The organism is Aeromonas sp. 30P, from assembly GCF_051919805.1.
Taxonomy (GTDB): domain Bacteria; phylum Pseudomonadota; class Gammaproteobacteria; order Enterobacterales; family Aeromonadaceae; genus Aeromonas; species Aeromonas veronii.
Genome location: NZ_JBQBEA010000001.1, coordinates 1595812 through 1611269, shown reverse-complemented (window position 1 = coordinate 1611269; position 15458 = coordinate 1595812). Strand labels below are relative to the sequence as shown.

General features: G+C 59.9%; 16 protein-coding genes. 7 read left to right on the top strand and 9 right to left on the bottom strand.

Going from position 1 to position 15458, the window contains the following annotated elements:
* Nucleotides 1–115 precede the first annotated feature (115 nt).
* A complete protein-coding gene (locus ACTG2B_RS07560; protein WP_019446125.1) occupies nucleotides 116–1315 on the top strand; it encodes an HD-GYP domain-containing protein in 1200 nt (399 codons plus the stop codon).
* Nucleotides 1316–1333: 18 nt separating this feature from the next.
* On the opposite strand, the gene ACTG2B_RS07555 is transcribed toward ACTG2B_RS07560, so the two are convergent.
* Both ACTG2B_RS07555 and fsa read right to left on the bottom strand, forming a co-directional pair.
* Nucleotides 1334–1513, bottom strand: coding sequence for a hypothetical protein (locus tag ACTG2B_RS07555; RefSeq protein ID WP_439995464.1), 180 nt, complete (start codon nucleotides 1511–1513; stop codon nucleotides 1334–1336).
* Nucleotides 1514–1644: 131 nt separating this feature from the next.
* On the bottom strand, nucleotides 1645–2298 hold the full coding sequence (fsa, locus tag ACTG2B_RS07550; protein ID WP_425854430.1) for a fructose-6-phosphate aldolase: 654 nt from the start codon (nucleotides 2296–2298) through the stop codon (nucleotides 1645–1647).
* Nucleotides 2299–2426: 128 nt separating this feature from the next.
* Between fsa and ACTG2B_RS07545 the strand changes: the two genes are divergently transcribed.
* From ACTG2B_RS07545 to ACTG2B_RS07525, 5 genes are all read left to right on the top strand, one after another.
* Nucleotides 2427–3323, top strand: coding sequence for a glycyl-radical enzyme activating protein (locus tag ACTG2B_RS07545; RefSeq protein ID WP_439995463.1), 897 nt, complete (start codon nucleotides 2427–2429; stop codon nucleotides 3321–3323).
* Nucleotides 3324–3327: 4 nt separating this feature from the next.
* A complete protein-coding gene (locus ACTG2B_RS07540; RefSeq protein ID WP_439995462.1) occupies nucleotides 3328–5760 on the top strand; it encodes a formate C-acetyltransferase/glycerol dehydratase family glycyl radical enzyme in 2433 nt (810 codons plus the stop codon).
* Nucleotides 5761–5854: 94 nt separating this feature from the next.
* Nucleotides 5855–6601, top strand: coding sequence for a DeoR/GlpR family DNA-binding transcription regulator (locus ACTG2B_RS07535; protein ID WP_005350628.1), 747 nt, complete (start codon nucleotides 5855–5857; stop codon nucleotides 6599–6601).
* Nucleotides 6602–6765: 164 nt separating this feature from the next.
* Nucleotides 6766–7659, top strand: coding sequence for an EamA family transporter (locus tag ACTG2B_RS07530; protein ID WP_429200937.1), 894 nt, complete (start codon nucleotides 6766–6768; stop codon nucleotides 7657–7659).
* 130 nt (nucleotides 7660–7789) lie between these two features.
* On the top strand, nucleotides 7790–9640 hold the full coding sequence (locus ACTG2B_RS07525; protein ID WP_439996917.1) for an extracellular solute-binding protein: 1851 nt from the start codon (nucleotides 7790–7792) through the stop codon (nucleotides 9638–9640).
* A gap of 94 nt (nucleotides 9641–9734) precedes the next feature.
* Here the strand turns inward: ACTG2B_RS07525 and ACTG2B_RS07520 are convergent, their stop codons facing one another.
* Complete coding sequence (locus ACTG2B_RS07520) at nucleotides 9735–10127, bottom strand: DUF2750 domain-containing protein (protein WP_005334204.1); 393 nt, start codon at nucleotides 10125–10127, stop codon at nucleotides 9735–9737.
* A gap of 159 nt (nucleotides 10128–10286) precedes the next feature.
* Entirely contained in the window at nucleotides 10287–10835 is a 549-nt protein-coding gene (locus tag ACTG2B_RS07515) for a hypothetical protein (RefSeq protein WP_236376379.1), read from the bottom strand.
* A gap of 244 nt (nucleotides 10836–11079) precedes the next feature.
* Here ACTG2B_RS07515 and ACTG2B_RS07510 point away from each other — a divergent pair, with 244 nt between their 5' ends.
* Complete coding sequence (locus ACTG2B_RS07510) at nucleotides 11080–11328, top strand: TIGR02647 family protein (protein ID WP_005334209.1); 249 nt, start codon at nucleotides 11080–11082, stop codon at nucleotides 11326–11328.
* Here ACTG2B_RS07510 and ACTG2B_RS07505 read toward each other — a convergent pair.
* The 5 genes from ACTG2B_RS07505 to pdhA form a co-directional block, all read right to left on the bottom strand.
* Nucleotides 11315–11620 (bottom strand): hypothetical protein, encoded by a 306-nt coding sequence (locus tag ACTG2B_RS07505; protein ID WP_129504319.1) that lies wholly within the window; start codon nucleotides 11618–11620, stop codon nucleotides 11315–11317. The two genes, ACTG2B_RS07510 and ACTG2B_RS07505, sit on opposite strands and share 14 nt — an antisense overlap.
* A 90-nt stretch (nucleotides 11621–11710) precedes the next feature.
* Nucleotides 11711–11920 carry a cold-shock protein gene (locus tag ACTG2B_RS07500; RefSeq protein WP_005302803.1) on the bottom strand — a complete coding sequence of 70 codons (210 nt, stop codon included), beginning with the start codon at nucleotides 11918–11920 and terminating at the stop codon, nucleotides 11711–11713.
* Nucleotides 11921–12128: 208 nt separating this feature from the next.
* On the bottom strand, nucleotides 12129–13229 hold the full coding sequence (locus tag ACTG2B_RS07495; RefSeq protein WP_005359484.1) for a dihydrolipoamide acetyltransferase family protein: 1101 nt from the start codon (nucleotides 13227–13229) through the stop codon (nucleotides 12129–12131).
* A complete protein-coding gene (locus ACTG2B_RS07490; protein WP_374845606.1) occupies nucleotides 13226–14212 on the bottom strand; it encodes an alpha-ketoacid dehydrogenase subunit beta in 987 nt (328 codons plus the stop codon). Before ACTG2B_RS07490 ends, ACTG2B_RS07495 begins: the two co-directional genes overlap by 4 nt.
* A complete protein-coding gene (gene pdhA, locus ACTG2B_RS07485) occupies nucleotides 14205–15293 on the bottom strand; it encodes a pyruvate dehydrogenase (acetyl-transferring) E1 component subunit alpha (RefSeq protein WP_429200940.1) in 1089 nt (362 codons plus the stop codon). The genes ACTG2B_RS07490 and pdhA overlap by 8 nt, the downstream gene beginning before the upstream one ends.
* Nucleotides 15294–15458: the final 165 nt, after the last annotated feature.

The window sequence follows — 15458 nt, the reverse complement described above, 5'->3', positions numbered from 1 at the left end:
GACAACGCCACTGTTAAGGGGTTGCCAATTATGACGAACTGGTCATCCGATGTTACACTTCTCCGGTGTGACCCATCCGAACGATACTCATAATAATAAGAGTCAGGAAGCCCTCATGAAGTCTCAAGCATCCTATCCCGTCATTCCCGTCAACCAGCTGAAACCCGGCATGTATGTCATTGCTATCGCCAGCCAGACAGGTGGGATGGAGATCGCCCAGATGGGCTTGGTGACCAGCGTGGCGCAAATTGCCAATCTGGTGCGTCAGGGGGTGCTCACGGTACGCATCGATCTGGCCCGCAGCAAGCTGGGCAGTGCCGAAAGTGACGCCGTTACCTCCCCCGACCTCAATGCCAACAGCGCCCAGGTAGGGCGCCGGGCCAGTGCCAACGGCGAAGGACGAGAGCTTAAAATCCGCCGCCTCTATCAGGAAGCGCGCGAGCTGCAAGGCAAGTTCATTCGCCACCTCAAAGCGGGTGAACCCATCGACATCACCCCGCTGGCCGAAGTCGCCGAAGAGATGGTGGACACCATGTTCACCCACGGCGATGCCATGCTCTGTCTGGCCCGTATTCGCGCCAAGGATGCCTACCTGATGGAGCACTCCATGAACGTGGCCATTCTGCTGGCCAACTTCGGCCGCTATCTGGGACTGGAGCGCAGCGTACTCAAGGAGCTGACCCTGGGTGGCCTGCTGCACGACGTGGGCAAGATCATGACCCCGGACGAGGTGCTCCACAAACCGGGCAAGCTGACCGATGAGGAGTTCGCCATCATGCGTCAGCATGTGGTGCACAGTTACGAGATCCTCAGCAATACCCCTGGCATCACCCCCACCATGCTGGAGGTGGCCGCCAACCACCACGAGCGGCTCGATGGCTCCGGCTACCCGCAGCGACTCAAGGGGGAGCAGCTCTCCCTCTATACCCGGATGAGCGGCATCGTCGATGTCTATGATGCCATCACCGCGGATCGGGTCTACAAAGCAGGTATGCAGCCGACCCAGGCCTTCCGCATTCTGCTCAAGGGGATCAATCAGCACTTTGATGCCGAACTGGTTACCAAGTTCATCAAGTGCATGGGGGTCTATCCGGTGGGCACTCTGGTACAGCTCTCAAACCAGCGCCTGGCTATCGTGATGCAGCGCAACGAGCAGCAGCCGCTCAAGCCGGTGGTCAAGGTGATCTATCACGCCACCCAGCGTCACTACCTCGAGGTACAGTGGCTGGATCTGGCCAAGTCAGGGGTGCAGGAGAGCATCGAAAACACGGTCGACCCCAAAGAGTTTGGCATCAACCTCGCCAACTTCTTCTAAATCTCTCACCTCAGATATTCATGATTGGCGCTGGCTGTCGAGCCAGTGCTGGATCAGAAACTCCTCATCCAGCGGCGAGAGATCAAAACGCAGGCTGGCCTCTTCAATGGCGGCGAGATCGTGCTGGTGATGCTCGCTAAGCCAAAGCACCGCACGACGCAAATCTTCACCATGGGAGAGTAGCAGATGGTCGCTCATGGGATACCTCCGGTAGACTGCAAGGCGGCCAGCGAATATAGCCACCTCTTTCCAGTCTAGTCGGTCAATCCCCATCACCCGCGCTTCTTCACCCTCCCCCCTCAATCACTGCAATCAGCTTGTCACCGGGATCAGCGACCGAAAGCGCGCAGCCAATCCTGATCAAACTTCTCCAATGCCGCATCCACTGCCGGTACGTTCAGCAACTGCTCCGCCACATCGAGCGGCAAGGTGATCGATTGGCAACCAGCCAGCAGGCAGTCGAGCGCCTGGCGCGGGGTACGGAATGACGCCGCCAGCACCTTGCTGTTCGGTGCGTGCAGCGCAAGCAGCTGTTGCAGCTCCTGCACGGTGGCAATGCCATCGCCACCCTGGGCATCCAGCCGGTTAACGTAGGGCGCGACATATTCTGCCCCCGCCACCGCCGCCAGCCAACCCTGCAGCGGGGTATAGACTGCGGTTCCCAAAGTCGGCACACCGTTGGCGGTCAGGCTCTTGATGGCCGCCAGCCCCTCTGCGCATACCGGGATCTTGATCACCAGATCCGGATCCAGCTCACGCAGGGCAAATGCCTCGCGCACCATCTCGGTTTCGGTTTTGGCCATCACCTGGGCAAACAGGCGCACCTTGGGGCCCAGCACGTCGCGCAGGGCGGGCAGCAGCTCATAGAGCGGCAATCCCCCGGCGGCAGTAATGGAAGGATTGGTGGTGACACCGGCCAACGGCAGGATCCGTGACCAGCGACGCACTGCCGCCACATCGGCGGTATCGAGATACAGCTCCATCTCTAACTCCTTAACGGGATGTTCAATATGTCGCCATTCTAGCGATAAAACATCTGCAAATAGCTTGATCGAAATCAAATCAACTTTCGAATGAAAGCAAATAGAATGCACATACAAAAGGAGGCGGTATGATTTTCGACCTGCAACGATATTCAACTCACGACGGCCCCGGCATTCGCACCCTGGTGTTTCTCAAGGGGTGCTCGCTGGCCTGTCGCTGGTGTCAAAACCCGGAAAGCCGCTCTCCCAAGCCGGACATACTACTCGACCGGCGCCAGTGCATCGAGGGATGCCAGCTCTGCAGCCAGGCTTGTCCGGCAATCTTGCGTGACAGCGAGGGCATCCAGCTCAACCGTTCTGCCCTCAAAGCCGATGATATGGAACGGCTGCGCGGCCTCTGCCCCAGCGAAGCGCTACAGGTGTGCGGTCGGGATGACACCCTGGACACCCTGATGGACACCATACTGCGGGATCGCCCCTTCTTCGAGCGCAGCGGCGGTGGCGTCACCCTCTCCGGTGGCGAGCCGTTTATGCAGCCCGAATTTGCTGCCAATCTGCTGGCCCGCTGCAAGGCCGAAGGGCTGCACACCGCGGTCGAGAGCTGCCTCCATGTACCCTGGCACCAGATTGAGCCAAGCCTCCCCTCACTGGATCTGCTGCTGGCGGATCTCAAACACGTGGATAAAGAACGTTTCTTCCACTGGACCCGCGGCAAGGTGGAGCTGCCCATCGCGAACCTCAAGCGCCTCGCCGAGCGCAGCGTGCCGATGCAGATCCGGGTGCCGCTCATTCCCGGCTTCAATGCCGACCGCGCATCGATCGAAGCCATCACCGACACCGCCGCCAGTCTCGGCACCGTGCAGGAGATCCACTTCCTCCCCTACCACACCTTAGGCGTGGGCAAATATGCCCTGCTGGAGCTGCCCTATCAGGCGCCGGAGACACCGCTCGACGACCCCGATTTACTCCACTTTGCCCATGCATACGCCCAACGTCAGGGGCTGACCCCTGTGACAAGAGGATAAGATCATGACCCAGCTCGACCTCAATACCCTCAGCCCGCGGATCCGCGCCCACAAAGAGAGCCTGATCCACATCGTTCAGCCGCCGGTCTGCACCGAGCGTGCCCGCCACTACACCGAAGCTTATCAGGCTCACCTCGCCCGGCCGCTGCCGGTGCGCCGCGCTCTGGCGTTGGCCCATCACCTCAAGGAGCGCACCATCTGGATCAAGCACGACGAGCTTATCGTCGGCAATCAGGCCAGTCAGGTACGGGCGGCCCCGCTCTTTCCCGAATACACGGTGAGCTGGATTGAGAAGGAGATCGACGAGCTGGCAGACCGTCCCGGCGCCGGTTTTGCAGTCAGCGAAACCGACAAGGCGATCATCCACGCCCTCACCCCCTTCTGGCGCGGCCAGACGGTGCAGGATCGCTGCTTCGGCCTCTTTACCGACGAGCAGAAAGCGCTGCTGGAGAGCGGCATCATCAAGGCCGAGGGCAACATGACCTCGGGGGATGCCCACCTCGCGGTCAACTATGAGGAGCTGCTCACGCTGGGTCTCGATGGCTTCAAGGCCAAGGTGGCCGAGCGCCGCAGTCGGCTGGATCTGGCGGATTGGGCCGATCTGCAGCGCGAGCAGTTCCTGCACGCCGTCGCCATCACTCTGGATGCGGTCAGCGTTCACATCTCGCGCTACGCCGCACTTGCCCATGATATGGCAGCACAAGAATCTCGCCCCGAGCGCCGAAACGAGCTTGAGACCATAGCGCTCAACTGCGCCCACATCGCCCACCTGCCCCCCAAGACCTTCTGGCAGGCGCTGCAGCTCTGCTACTTTATCCAGCTCATCCTGCAGATCGAATCCAACGGTCACTCGGTGTCGTTTGGCCGGATGGATCAGTACCTCTACCCCTGGTATCGCCGCGAGGTGGAATTGTCGGAATCCCTGCCTCGAACGCGCGCCATCGAACTGCTGCAAGGGTGCTGGCTCAAGTTGCTGGAGGTGAACAAGATCCGCTCCGGCACCCACTCCAAAGCCTCCGCCGGCAGCCCGCTCTATCAGAACGTCACCATCGGCGGCCAGAACTGGCAGGATGGCAGTGCCCATGACGCGGTCAACGGCCTCTCCTACGCGATTCTGGAGTCCTGCGGCCAGCTGCGATCCACCCAGCCCAACCTCTCGGTGCGCTACCATGCCGGGATGAGCGAGGATTTCCTCGACGCCTGCATTCAGGTGATCCGCTGCGGCTTCGGCATGCCCGCCTTCAACAACGACGAGGTGGTGATCCCCGAGTTCATCAAGCTCGGGGTGAGCGTGGAGGATGCCCACCATTACGCCGCCATAGGCTGCATCGAGACCGCCGTGCCCGGCAAGTGGGGCTACCGCTGCACCGGCATGAGCTTTATCAACTTCGCCCGCATCCTGCTGGCGGCGCTGGATGGCGGCCGCGATGCCACCACCGGCAAGGTATTCCTGCCCCAACCCCAGTCGCTGCGAGACGGGAGTTTTGGCAACTTTGACGAGGTGATGGCCCGCTGGGATGAGCAGGTGCGCTACTTCACCCGCAAATCCATCGAGATCGACTGCGTGGTCGACAGCGTGCTGGAGGCTCAAGCCCATGACATCCTCTGCAGCACCCTGGTGGATGACTGCATCGAGCGCGGCAAGACCATCAAGGAGGGGGGCGCCGTCTATGACTGGGTCTCAGGTCTGCAGGTGGGGATCGCCAACCTCGGCAACAGTCTGGCAGCCCTGAAGAAACTGGTGTTCGAGCAGGGTGTGGTGGATCAGCACGAGCTGGCTGCTGCGCTGGAGCAAGATTTTGCCGGACTGGCGGGGGAGCAGCTGCGCCAGCGCCTCACCAATGCCGCCCCCAAATATGGCAACGATCTGGACGAGGTTGACCTGCTGCTGGTGCAGGCCTACCAGAGCTACATCGACGAGCTCAAGGGACTGCACAACACCCGCTTCGGCCGCGGCCCCATCGGCGGTACCTACTATGCGGGCACCTCCTCCATCTCCGCCAACGTGCCGTTCGGTGCCGCCACCATGGCCACCCCGGATGGTCGCCATGCCCGCACGCCGCTGGCGGAAGGGGCCAGCCCCTCGTCGGGTTCGGATCGTCTCGGCCCGACGGCGGTGTTCAACTCCATCGGCAAGCTGCCCACGGCGGCCATCCTCGGCGGGGTGCTGCTCAACCAGAAGCTGAGTCCGGCGAGCCTTGAGAACGAGCGGGACAAGGCCAAGCTGATGAGCCTGCTGCGCACCTTCTTCGAGGTGCACAAGGGGTGGCACGTGCAGTACAACATCGTCTCGCGGGAAACCCTGCTGGCGGCCAAAGCCAATCCGGATCAGTACCGGGATCTGGTGGTACGGGTGGCGGGCTATTCGGCATTCTTCACCGCCTTATCCCCGGATGCGCAAGATGATATCATCGCCCGCACCGAGCACAGTCTCTGACGGGGAGCCCCCCATGGCGCCTGTGACGTCATATGATTGGCAAGCCACCCCCGGGTGGCTTGCCGCTATCCACCACCTTGCATGTGAGCGCACCATGAATCCACGCCACCAACTGATCCTCACTCTGGTCCATCAGGCTCGCAAGATGAGCGTGAGTGAACTCTCCCGACATACCGGCGTGTCTGAGGTGACGGTGCGCAACGACCTCACCGCGCTGGAGAAGCAGGGACTGCTCAGACGGGTACACGGCTCGGCCATGGCGCTGGAGACCGATGACCCGGATGCCCGGATGAACATCAATTACCTGCTCAAGGAGCGCCTCGCCGAGCGAGCCGCCCAGCTGGTGGAAGATGGCGAGACGGTCTTTATCGAGGGGGGCAGCGCCAACGCCATGCTGGCGCGCCATCTGGCCCTGCACAAACGGGTCACCATCATCACCATCAGCAGCTATATCGCCCATCTGCTCAAAGACACCCCGGCTCAGGTGGTGCTGCTCGGCGGGCTGTTCCAGCATCAGAGCGAGAGCGTGGTAGGGCCGCTCACTCGCCTCTGCATCGAGCAGGTGCACTTCTCCAAGGCCTTTATCGGGGTCGACGGTTTTCATCCCGAGATGGGTTTCACCGGCCGCGACATGATGCGGGCCGACGTGGTCAACAGCGTGCTGGCCAAGGGGATGACCAATGTGGTCATCACCGACAGCAGCAAGTTCGGCGCCATCCACCCGAGCCAGCTTGGCGCGCCGGGCCAGATCAACGTGCTGGTTACCGACGATGCCCTGCCCGCCCCCATGCGGGCCGCCATCGCGGCCAAGGGGATCACCCTGCACTGCGTTGCGGCCTGATCTGCCCTGATCTTGCCATCAGGACCCGCCACCAGAAAAATCCAAACGGGTCTTCCTCCTTGACACTCACCACCTGCACAAGGGTATGCTCCCCCCCTTGCCGATCGCGCCGAGCTGTGTAAACCCACCCACTCGTCGCGCTGCTGATGACAAGGATTTCAACCATGCAAACCAAGGACAAGTGTCTGGCCGCTCTGGTCATCCTCTGCTGGGGGCTCAACTTCGTCGCAATCAAGTGGGGGCTGGAGGGGATTCCCCCCCTGCTGCTGGGTGCACTGCGCTTTATCGGTGTGGTCTTTCCCGCCATCTTGCTGGTGCCCAAGCCCGCCATGCCCTGGCGCTGGCTGCTGGCCTATGGCGGCGCCATCAGCCTCGGCCAGTTTGCCTTCCTGTTCTGCGCCATGAAGTTCGGCATGCCGGCGGGCATGGCCTCGCTGGTGCTGCAATCCCAGGTGGTGTTCACCCTGCTGTTTGCGATGATCTGGCTCGGGGAGCGCTGGCAACCCCACCACTGGGTGGCGCTGCCCTTGGCGGGGTGCGGCCTCTATCTGATCGCCACTCACGGTGAAGGCAGCCTGACCTTGCTCGGGTTTATCCTGACGCTGTGCGCCGCAGCCTGTTGGGGCCTTGGCAACGTCATCAATCGCCAGATTGGTCTGCGCTACCAGACCACGCTGCCGAGCCTGATCGCTTGGGGCGGTCTGGTACCGATAGTGCCGTTTTTCGCCCTATCCTGGCAGTTCGAAGGGCCGGAGCTGATGGTCAGCAGCCTGCTCAACTTCAGCTGGCAGGGATTGCTGTGCGTGCTCTATCTCTCGTATGTCGCGACCTGGCTGGGTTACGGCCTGTGGGGCCAACTGCTGATGCGCTATCCGGTGGCGCAGGTGGCGCCCCTCTCCCTGCTGATCCCTTGTGTCGGCATGGTGGCGGCCGCCCTGCTGCTCGATGAACATCCGACCGCCATGCAGTGGCTGGGCTCAGGTCTGGTGCTACTCGGCTTTGTGGTGCATCTGCTCGGTGGTCGGCTGCGCGGGTTCAAACCACAGAGCGCGATCTGATGAGAGCCTGCCAATTTGCGCTATTTCATTGACCTGACAGGATAAAATTTTCATGATGAGCCAGTCCCCATCGGGACTGACATCATCAGAACATGATCTGCAGGAAGCAGACTTTCAGGAGAGCAAGGACATGCCATCGACCATCACCGCCGGGGGGCGCCGCCTCCCCCCTATCATTCGCGCCACCGCCATCACCCTGACCCTGTGCTGGAGCCCGTTTGGCTGGAGTGCCACGCTGCCCGCTGACTTGAAGTGGGAGAGCAACAACCAGGATCCTCTCTATGCCGATCCGGCCGCCAAACGCGGCGGCACCTTTCGCACCTTTATGACCAGCTTCCCCCTGACCCTGCGCAAATATGGCCCCGACTCCAACGGCGGCTTTGCCGGTTACGTGCGGGAAACCAACCTGCCACTGCTGAGTACTCATCCCGTTACCGGCAACCCCATGCCGATGCTGGCAAACGAGTGGGCCTTCGGCGCCGACAACAAGACCCTCTATTTTCGCATCAATCCCAAAGCACGCTGGTCAGACGGCCAACCGGTGACCGCCGATGATTGGCTCTTTACCCTCAAGATGATGCGCAGCAAAGAGATCAACGACCCCTGGTACAACAACTACTACAGCACCCAGATAGCAGACATAACCAAGTTTGATGATCACACTCTGGCCATCACCAGCGGCACCGAAAAGAGCCGCCAGGATCTGCTCGAGTCACTGCCCATCAGCCCGGAGCCGAGCCACGCCATCAAGCTCACCGCCAACTGGGTCAAGGAGTACAACTGGAAGGTATTGCCAGTCACCGGCCCCTATCAGCTCGATCAGGTGAAAAAGGGTAAATCGGTCACCTTCAAGCGGATTGAAAACTGGTGGGGGGATGACGAGCGCTACTTCCAGCATCGCTTCAATCCTGCGCGGATCGAGATCAAGGTGCTCAGGGATCTGAACATCGCCTGGCAGCACTTCCTGCGCGGCGATCTCGACACCTTCCCGCTGGTGATGCCCAACTGGTGGCACGACAAGACCAAAACCGCGGAGTTCGAGAAGGGGTATATCGAGCGGCGCTGGTTCTACAACCAGACCCCGCAATCGCCAATGGGGCTCTATCTCAACACCGCCGATCCGCTGCTGAATAATCTCGATGTGCGGCTCGGGGTCCAGCATGCCCTCAACCTCGACAAGATGCTCACCAGCCTGCTGCGGGGGGATTACCAGCGACTCAACAGTTATGGCTCAGGTCAGGGTGAGTTTACCAACAGCGAGATCAAGGCCCGTCCGTTCGATCCCAAACTGGCACGGGAATACTTTGCCAAGGCAGGCTTTAACAAAGTGGGGCCGCAGGGGATTTTGCAAAACGACAAGGGGCAGTCACTGACCCTCGCCATCACCTACACCACCGCAGAGCACGCACAGCGGCTCACGCTGTTGCGGGAAGAGGCCAAGAAGGCGGGGCTTAATCTGGAGCTCAACCTGATGGATGCCTCGGCTGGGTTCAAATCGATGCAGGAGAAAAAACACCAGAGCGCCTGGATGGCCTGGGCGGGTAGCCGCTATCCCGCCTATTGGGAGTTCTTCCACAAGGTCAACGCCAACAAACCCCAGACCAACAACATCATGAACATCGATGATGACGCCATCACGGCCTTGGTGGAGCAGTATGACAAGGAGTTCGACTTTGCCAAAAAGGCGGCCCTGTCACGGCAGATCCAGCAGCGGCTCTATGAGCTGGCGAGCTTCGTCCCCGCCTATCAGGTGCCCTACACCCGGGAAGGAGCCTGGCGCTGGATAAAACTGCCAAAAGTACCTGCCACCCCCAAGAGCGAGCAGCTCTACTGGCCCCTCGGTGGCGACAACAGCGGTTACAGCTATGGCGGTCTGCTGTGGATCGATGAAGAGCTAAAATCCGAGACCAGGGCAGCCATCAAGAGTGGCAAAACTTTCCCGGCCGAGCCTATCATCGACAGCACTTATCGCCAGCCCTGATTGCATCAGCCCATCGGCAAAAGTCCTTAAAACAAAAGACCCCGCCAGATAGCGGGGTCTTTGTTGGCAACCGGTGTTGCGAATAGCTCGGTGATCAGCCGCGTTTGGCCTGCTTCTCGGCAATGGCGTCAGCCACGTCAGCCGGCTCCAGTACGATGCCTTCCTGATCCGGGGTCGGGAACACGGCAACACACAGCTCGTCCTGCTCCATACCGTCAACCCAGCGCTCCAGCCACACCTTCAGGGTGATGGACTGCGGCTTGCAATCGGCCCACTCACCTTCGGCCCACGCCTTGGCGTACTCCGGGTGCGGCCATACCGGGATGCAATCTTCATCGTCGGTGGTCAGCATCATGACGCCATGCTCGTCAGTCAGGACGAACAGCTCTTCATGCTCGACCAGCTTGCTGATGAAGTGATCGTAACGGTAATCAGCGTTCAGTTGCAGCGCGGCATTGCGCTCGGTGTCGCTCAGTTCATAGCTCATTGGCCAAGTCTCTCTCTCGATAAAGGGCGCCATGTTCACATCTTGTCGTCAGCTTGTCCAGCTTGCAGCCCCTTGGCACCGGATGGGGAGGACAATGACGCAAATAAGGATAGAGCAGCCTCCTCGATAGCGAGACCGCCAGCCATCATATTGCCCCTTTTACAGCGCAGGGGTGATCAGCTCCACATCAGGCTGCTCGCTCAGCTTTTGCCGCAGCCAGTAGGCGGACTCCACTTCGACAAAGCAGAGCAGATCCTGGCCATTGGCCGCCATCGCCATCAGCTGCTCAAAACGCTGCTGTTGCTGTTGCTCCCAGGCGGCAGCAAGTTTCACCCCGTGGGCTTCATCCACCACTTCGCGACGCAGCTCGAACAGGTTATCGGTGATCGGGCTGTTGATCTTGGCGGCGCTGTGCCAGTACATCAGCAGGTTATCCATCATCTCGCTGTCGTAGTTGGCCAGTGCATCCAGCTCGGGTGTATCACCGCTATCGCTGGCGGCAAAATCGCACCAGCCCGCATCGAGTGACGCCAGCTCATGAGCCCCCTTGGCATGCTTGCGCAACAGTGCAATGTCGGCCCCCTTGCGTGCAGGCAACCACACCTCGCCCTGATGGGCATCCAGCAGTGACGTCAACGAAGCAGCGGGGTAGACAGGAAAGCGGGCACAAAGTGAATGCAGCAGGGATACCAGAGTGATCTTGACCATGAGCGATACCTTGAACGGGCGAACAGCCACCAATAGACCGTCCGATATAAAGAAGTGCCCTATCCTACCACGTTTGGTCCGGCTCGGCCCTTGGCGAAGCTGTCAGCCAACCATCTGATTACGCCGAAAAAAGCAGCATTTGAAACGCAGCATCCAGTCAAAGATCAATAATTTGAGCCAGCGCCCACTAAAGTGGATCTGGGGATGCTAGTTTGCATACATCTTTAGCGTAAGGAGTAAATCCATGATTGGGATCGACCAGGTTTCTAACGAATTCGTGAACGATTTGAAAATACTGGCATGCTTTGATCCGGCCAACATGAGCCTGGGGATTAAATTACGCAGCGATATGTCTGAAGAGTTGTGCCAGGCGGCAGCCCGTCTGCATCAACAGGGGCTCATCAGCGCAGAAGATGGCGGCTATCTCACCCCGTTTGGCATGACCATGGTTGAACACCTGCAACATCTGCTGGTCGCACTCAAACCGCTTTGACCGGCTGTGGTGCCCAGAGTGAAAAGTTGAGTAGCTCCCAGCGCTCCCCTTGGTGAAGATGACAGGCAAACAGCAAAGGACCTTCGGGTCCTTTTACTTTGCCATCCACCAGCCACTCCCCCTCCCTTTCAGGCACCAGTCGCGCATTCACCTCATCGGGTTGCTGTGCAGTGCCCATCCGGACCTGGACAAATTGCTGGCAGATCATCTGCGCTTCCATCGCGGATTGAACCGGTACCGGCGCATCGGAAGTCGGAGTCAAGGTGGCAGCAAGCAGGAGCGATAGCAGCATGATTCAGCACATGGAAGTCAGTAGCAGAAGCCATATAAACAAAAAGCCGTGGCACCAGAGGTACCACGGCTTTCTTAAATTCTGTAAGAATTACAGAGCGGTTACGTTCTCAGCCTGCGGGCCTTTCTGACCTTGGGTCACAGAGAACTGTACGCGCTGACCTTCAGCCAGGGTACGGAAACCGTTACCTTGAATGGCGCTGAAGTGAACGAAAACGTCCGGGCCGTTTTCTTGCTGGATGAAGCCAAAACCTTTGGTTTCGTTGAAAAACTTAACGGTACCGGTGATCATGTTAGACATATCTTTTAAACCTGTATTCAAAATAATTACTTATGCTTTTCAGCGGGTAAAGCTCAAAAAACGGGATTAACTTATGAACAACAGGACAAGATGTGAAACATCGTATTCATTGACATAACTATCGCCCTTTCAAGCTGGTTTGGATTATACGTGGCTTTGTAGATTACGCAAACAAATTTGTGCCCTGCCAACGGCAGGGCACAAACCGTTATAAGGTGGCCGCTTCCAACGCTTCGACCAGCGCTCTGAGAAAACGAGCCGCCTCCCCGCCAGTACAGGCTCTGTGGTCAAATGTCATCGACAGCGGCAATGCCCTGACGGGACGCGCTTCACCATGGATGAACACCACTTTTTCGAACAGTTTGCCTGCCCCTATGATGGCCACCTGCGGCGGCGTGACGATAGGGCTGGCATAACGGCCAGCGATGGCGCCGAAGTTGGTGAGCGTAATGGTCGCCCCCTGCAACATCTCGCGCGGCACGGCGCGCGCCTTAACATCGGCGATCATCCGATCCAGTCCCTGCCGGATATCCGCCCCCTCCCGCTCGGCCACGTTCTCCATCACCGGCACATAGAGGCCATGCTTTGAATCCACCGCGATGGCTACATTGACCTCTTTGAACAGCCGCCGTGACAGGGTGTCACCATCAAACCAGGCATTCATCGAGGGCTCGGCGCGGCACGCCACGCCAATGGCCTTGATAAGGCGCACCGTCACATCCTCATCAGGCCGCCAGTGACGCAAATCCACCTCGTCGGTGATGCTGACCGGCACCACAGTCTGATGAGAGAGCTCCATCGCCTTGGCCATGGCCCTGCGCGACCCTTTGAGGAATTCGTTGCCACTGCTCTGCTGGGCCTCAAATGCCTGCTGCACATCCAGCTCGGTCACCATGCCGCCGCTGCCACTCCCCTTGATCCGCTCGATATCCAGACCCAGTTTTTGTGCCAGCAGGCGCACGGCAGGCATGGCTTGCACCAGCGATCCCCCCGGGGCAATGGCCCCCACCACGAAGTGATCCTCGATATGTTGCTGATGGGCGCTCACCTTGCCCACCACGGTGCCATCATCTTCGCCCCCCTCGAACTCCACCAGCGGCGCACCGATATGGAGGATATCCCCCTCGGCGCCGCAGAGACGGGCAATCACCCCGGCTACCGGAGAGGGTACATCCACCAGCGCCTTGGCCGTTTCCACCGACAAGAGCACCTGATCGACCGCAACGGTATCACCGGCACTCACCTTCCACTCGACAATCTCGGCTTCGGCCAACCCTTCACCCAGATCCGGTAATTTGAAAAATTTCATAGCCACTGTTTCTCCATCAGCTGGTGAGCGGCATCGGCGATATCCTGCTCGGTGATGAGGTAATACGCTTCGTTGCGATAGTAGGGGACGGCGGCATCCACGCCGGTCAGCCGCTTGGGCGGCGCCTTGAGGCAGGGAAGTGCCTGCTCGGTCACTCGCGCCACAATTTCGGCCCCGACCCCGAAGCTGCCACACGCCTCGTGTACCACCAGCAAGCGACCGGTCTTGCGCACCGAGGTGAGGATGGTCTCCATATCCAGCGGCTTGATGGTGGCCAGATCCAGCACCTCGCACTGGATATCCTGCTCGGCCAGCAGGTTCGCCGCCCGCATCACCTCCTGGATGCAGGCCCCCCAGGCCACTACCGTGATATCCCGGCCCGGGCGCAGGGTGAAGCAGACATCCAGCGGCAGGCCGACACCGTCATCCACCACCTCGGATTTCATCGAGCGATAGATGCGGTCCGGTTCGAAAAACATCACGGGATCCGGATCGCGGATGGCCGAGAGCAGCAGGCCATAAGCACGCCTCGGGCTGGAGGGGATCACTACCCGTAGCCCCGGAATATGGGCAAACAGCGCCTCGACACTCTCGCTGTGGTGTTCTGGCGAGTGAATGCCAGCACCATACGGGGAGCGATAGACAAGGGGACAGGAGAGGCGGCCACGAGTGCGGTTTCGCATCCGCGCCGCCTGACAGATGATCTGCTCCATCCCGGGGAAGATGAAACCCTGAAACTGGAACTCAGCCACCGGCTTGAGCCCCTGAGTGGCCATGCCGACCGCCACCCCGGCGATTAATCCCTCGGCCAGCGGCGTGTCGATCACCCGCTTGAAACCGAACTTGTCGCGCAGGCCCACAGTGGCGCGAAACACCCCGCCGTTGACCCCTACATCCTCGCCCAGTACCACCACATCCGGGTCGTGCTCCATCTCGTAGTGAAGGGCCATGTTGACCGCTTCCAGCAAACTGATCTCACTCATGGCCAACCTCCTGCTTCACCCCCTTGGCAATCACTCGCTCGCGCTGGGGCAAGAGTTCGGCGGGCAGGCTGGCGTAGTGATAATCGAGCATCGCCTCCGGCGGCTGGGGCGCCATCGCCTCATAGTGGGCGACCGCCTGCTCTACCTCTCGGGTGGCCTCCGCCAGCAGGCGCTGCTCCTGCTCTTCATCCCACCAGCCTTTGTTGTGCATAAACTGGCGCAGCCGCTTGACCGGCTCTTTCGCCCAGGCGGCCTCGACCTCGGCCCCGTCGCGATAGCGAGTGGCATCGTCGGCCGTAGTGTGATCGCCGAGGCGATAACTGACCGCCTCGATCAGGGTCGGCCCCTTGCCGCTGCGGGCCCGTTCGACGGCAATGCGCGCGGCATCGTAGACCGCCACCACATCGTTGCCATCCACCTGCAGGCTGCGCACCCCGGCACCAATCCCTTTCTGGGCCAGCGTTGGGGCGCTCGATTGCAGCTTGCGCGGCACCGAGATAGCCCACTGGTTGTTGTTGACGATGATGACCATCGGCAGGTGCCAGACACCGGCGCAGTTGAGCCCCTCCAGAAAATCCCCCTTGGAGGTGCCGCCGTCGCCGATGGTGACCACGGCAACGCGCGGTTGATTACGCAGTTTGAAAGCCGAGGCAATACCGCAGGCGTGGGTGATCTGGGTGGCGATGGGGACGCAGATGGGGAGATCTTCAGAGGGAGTCCCATCGGGTTTGAGAAAATAACTGCCCCGCTCGTCCCCACCCCAATATTGCAGGTTTTTCTCCATCGGCACGCCCCGCACATAGAGGGTGGGCATGTCCCGATAGTAGGGGACGTAGACATCCTGCGGCTGCATGGCCAGACCAATGCCAATCCCCACGGCTTCTGCGCCGAGATGGGAGGGAAAAGTACCGAGTTTGCCGGTTCGTTGCAGCGCAATCGCTTTTTTGTCATAGCTGCGCACCATCACCATATTGCGATAGAAGGTGTGCAGTATCGCCTTGTCCAGCCAGGTCGGTAAGGTTGCGACCGGGCACCCTTCCGCATCGAGGTAACGAAGGAAAGGGATGTCGACATGGGTCATAACTGGCTCCTTGCCGTTGTGAGCGTCACCGATGCTGGTGACACCTAGATGTAAATACCTTGTTAAATAAAAAGCAAAGGGATTTACTCAGGTAAGACCAGTAGAAATTTCTTTAAAGTAGCGAAGGAGCTGAATTTTCGGCGATGAGTGGCAAGGTATGCCGTA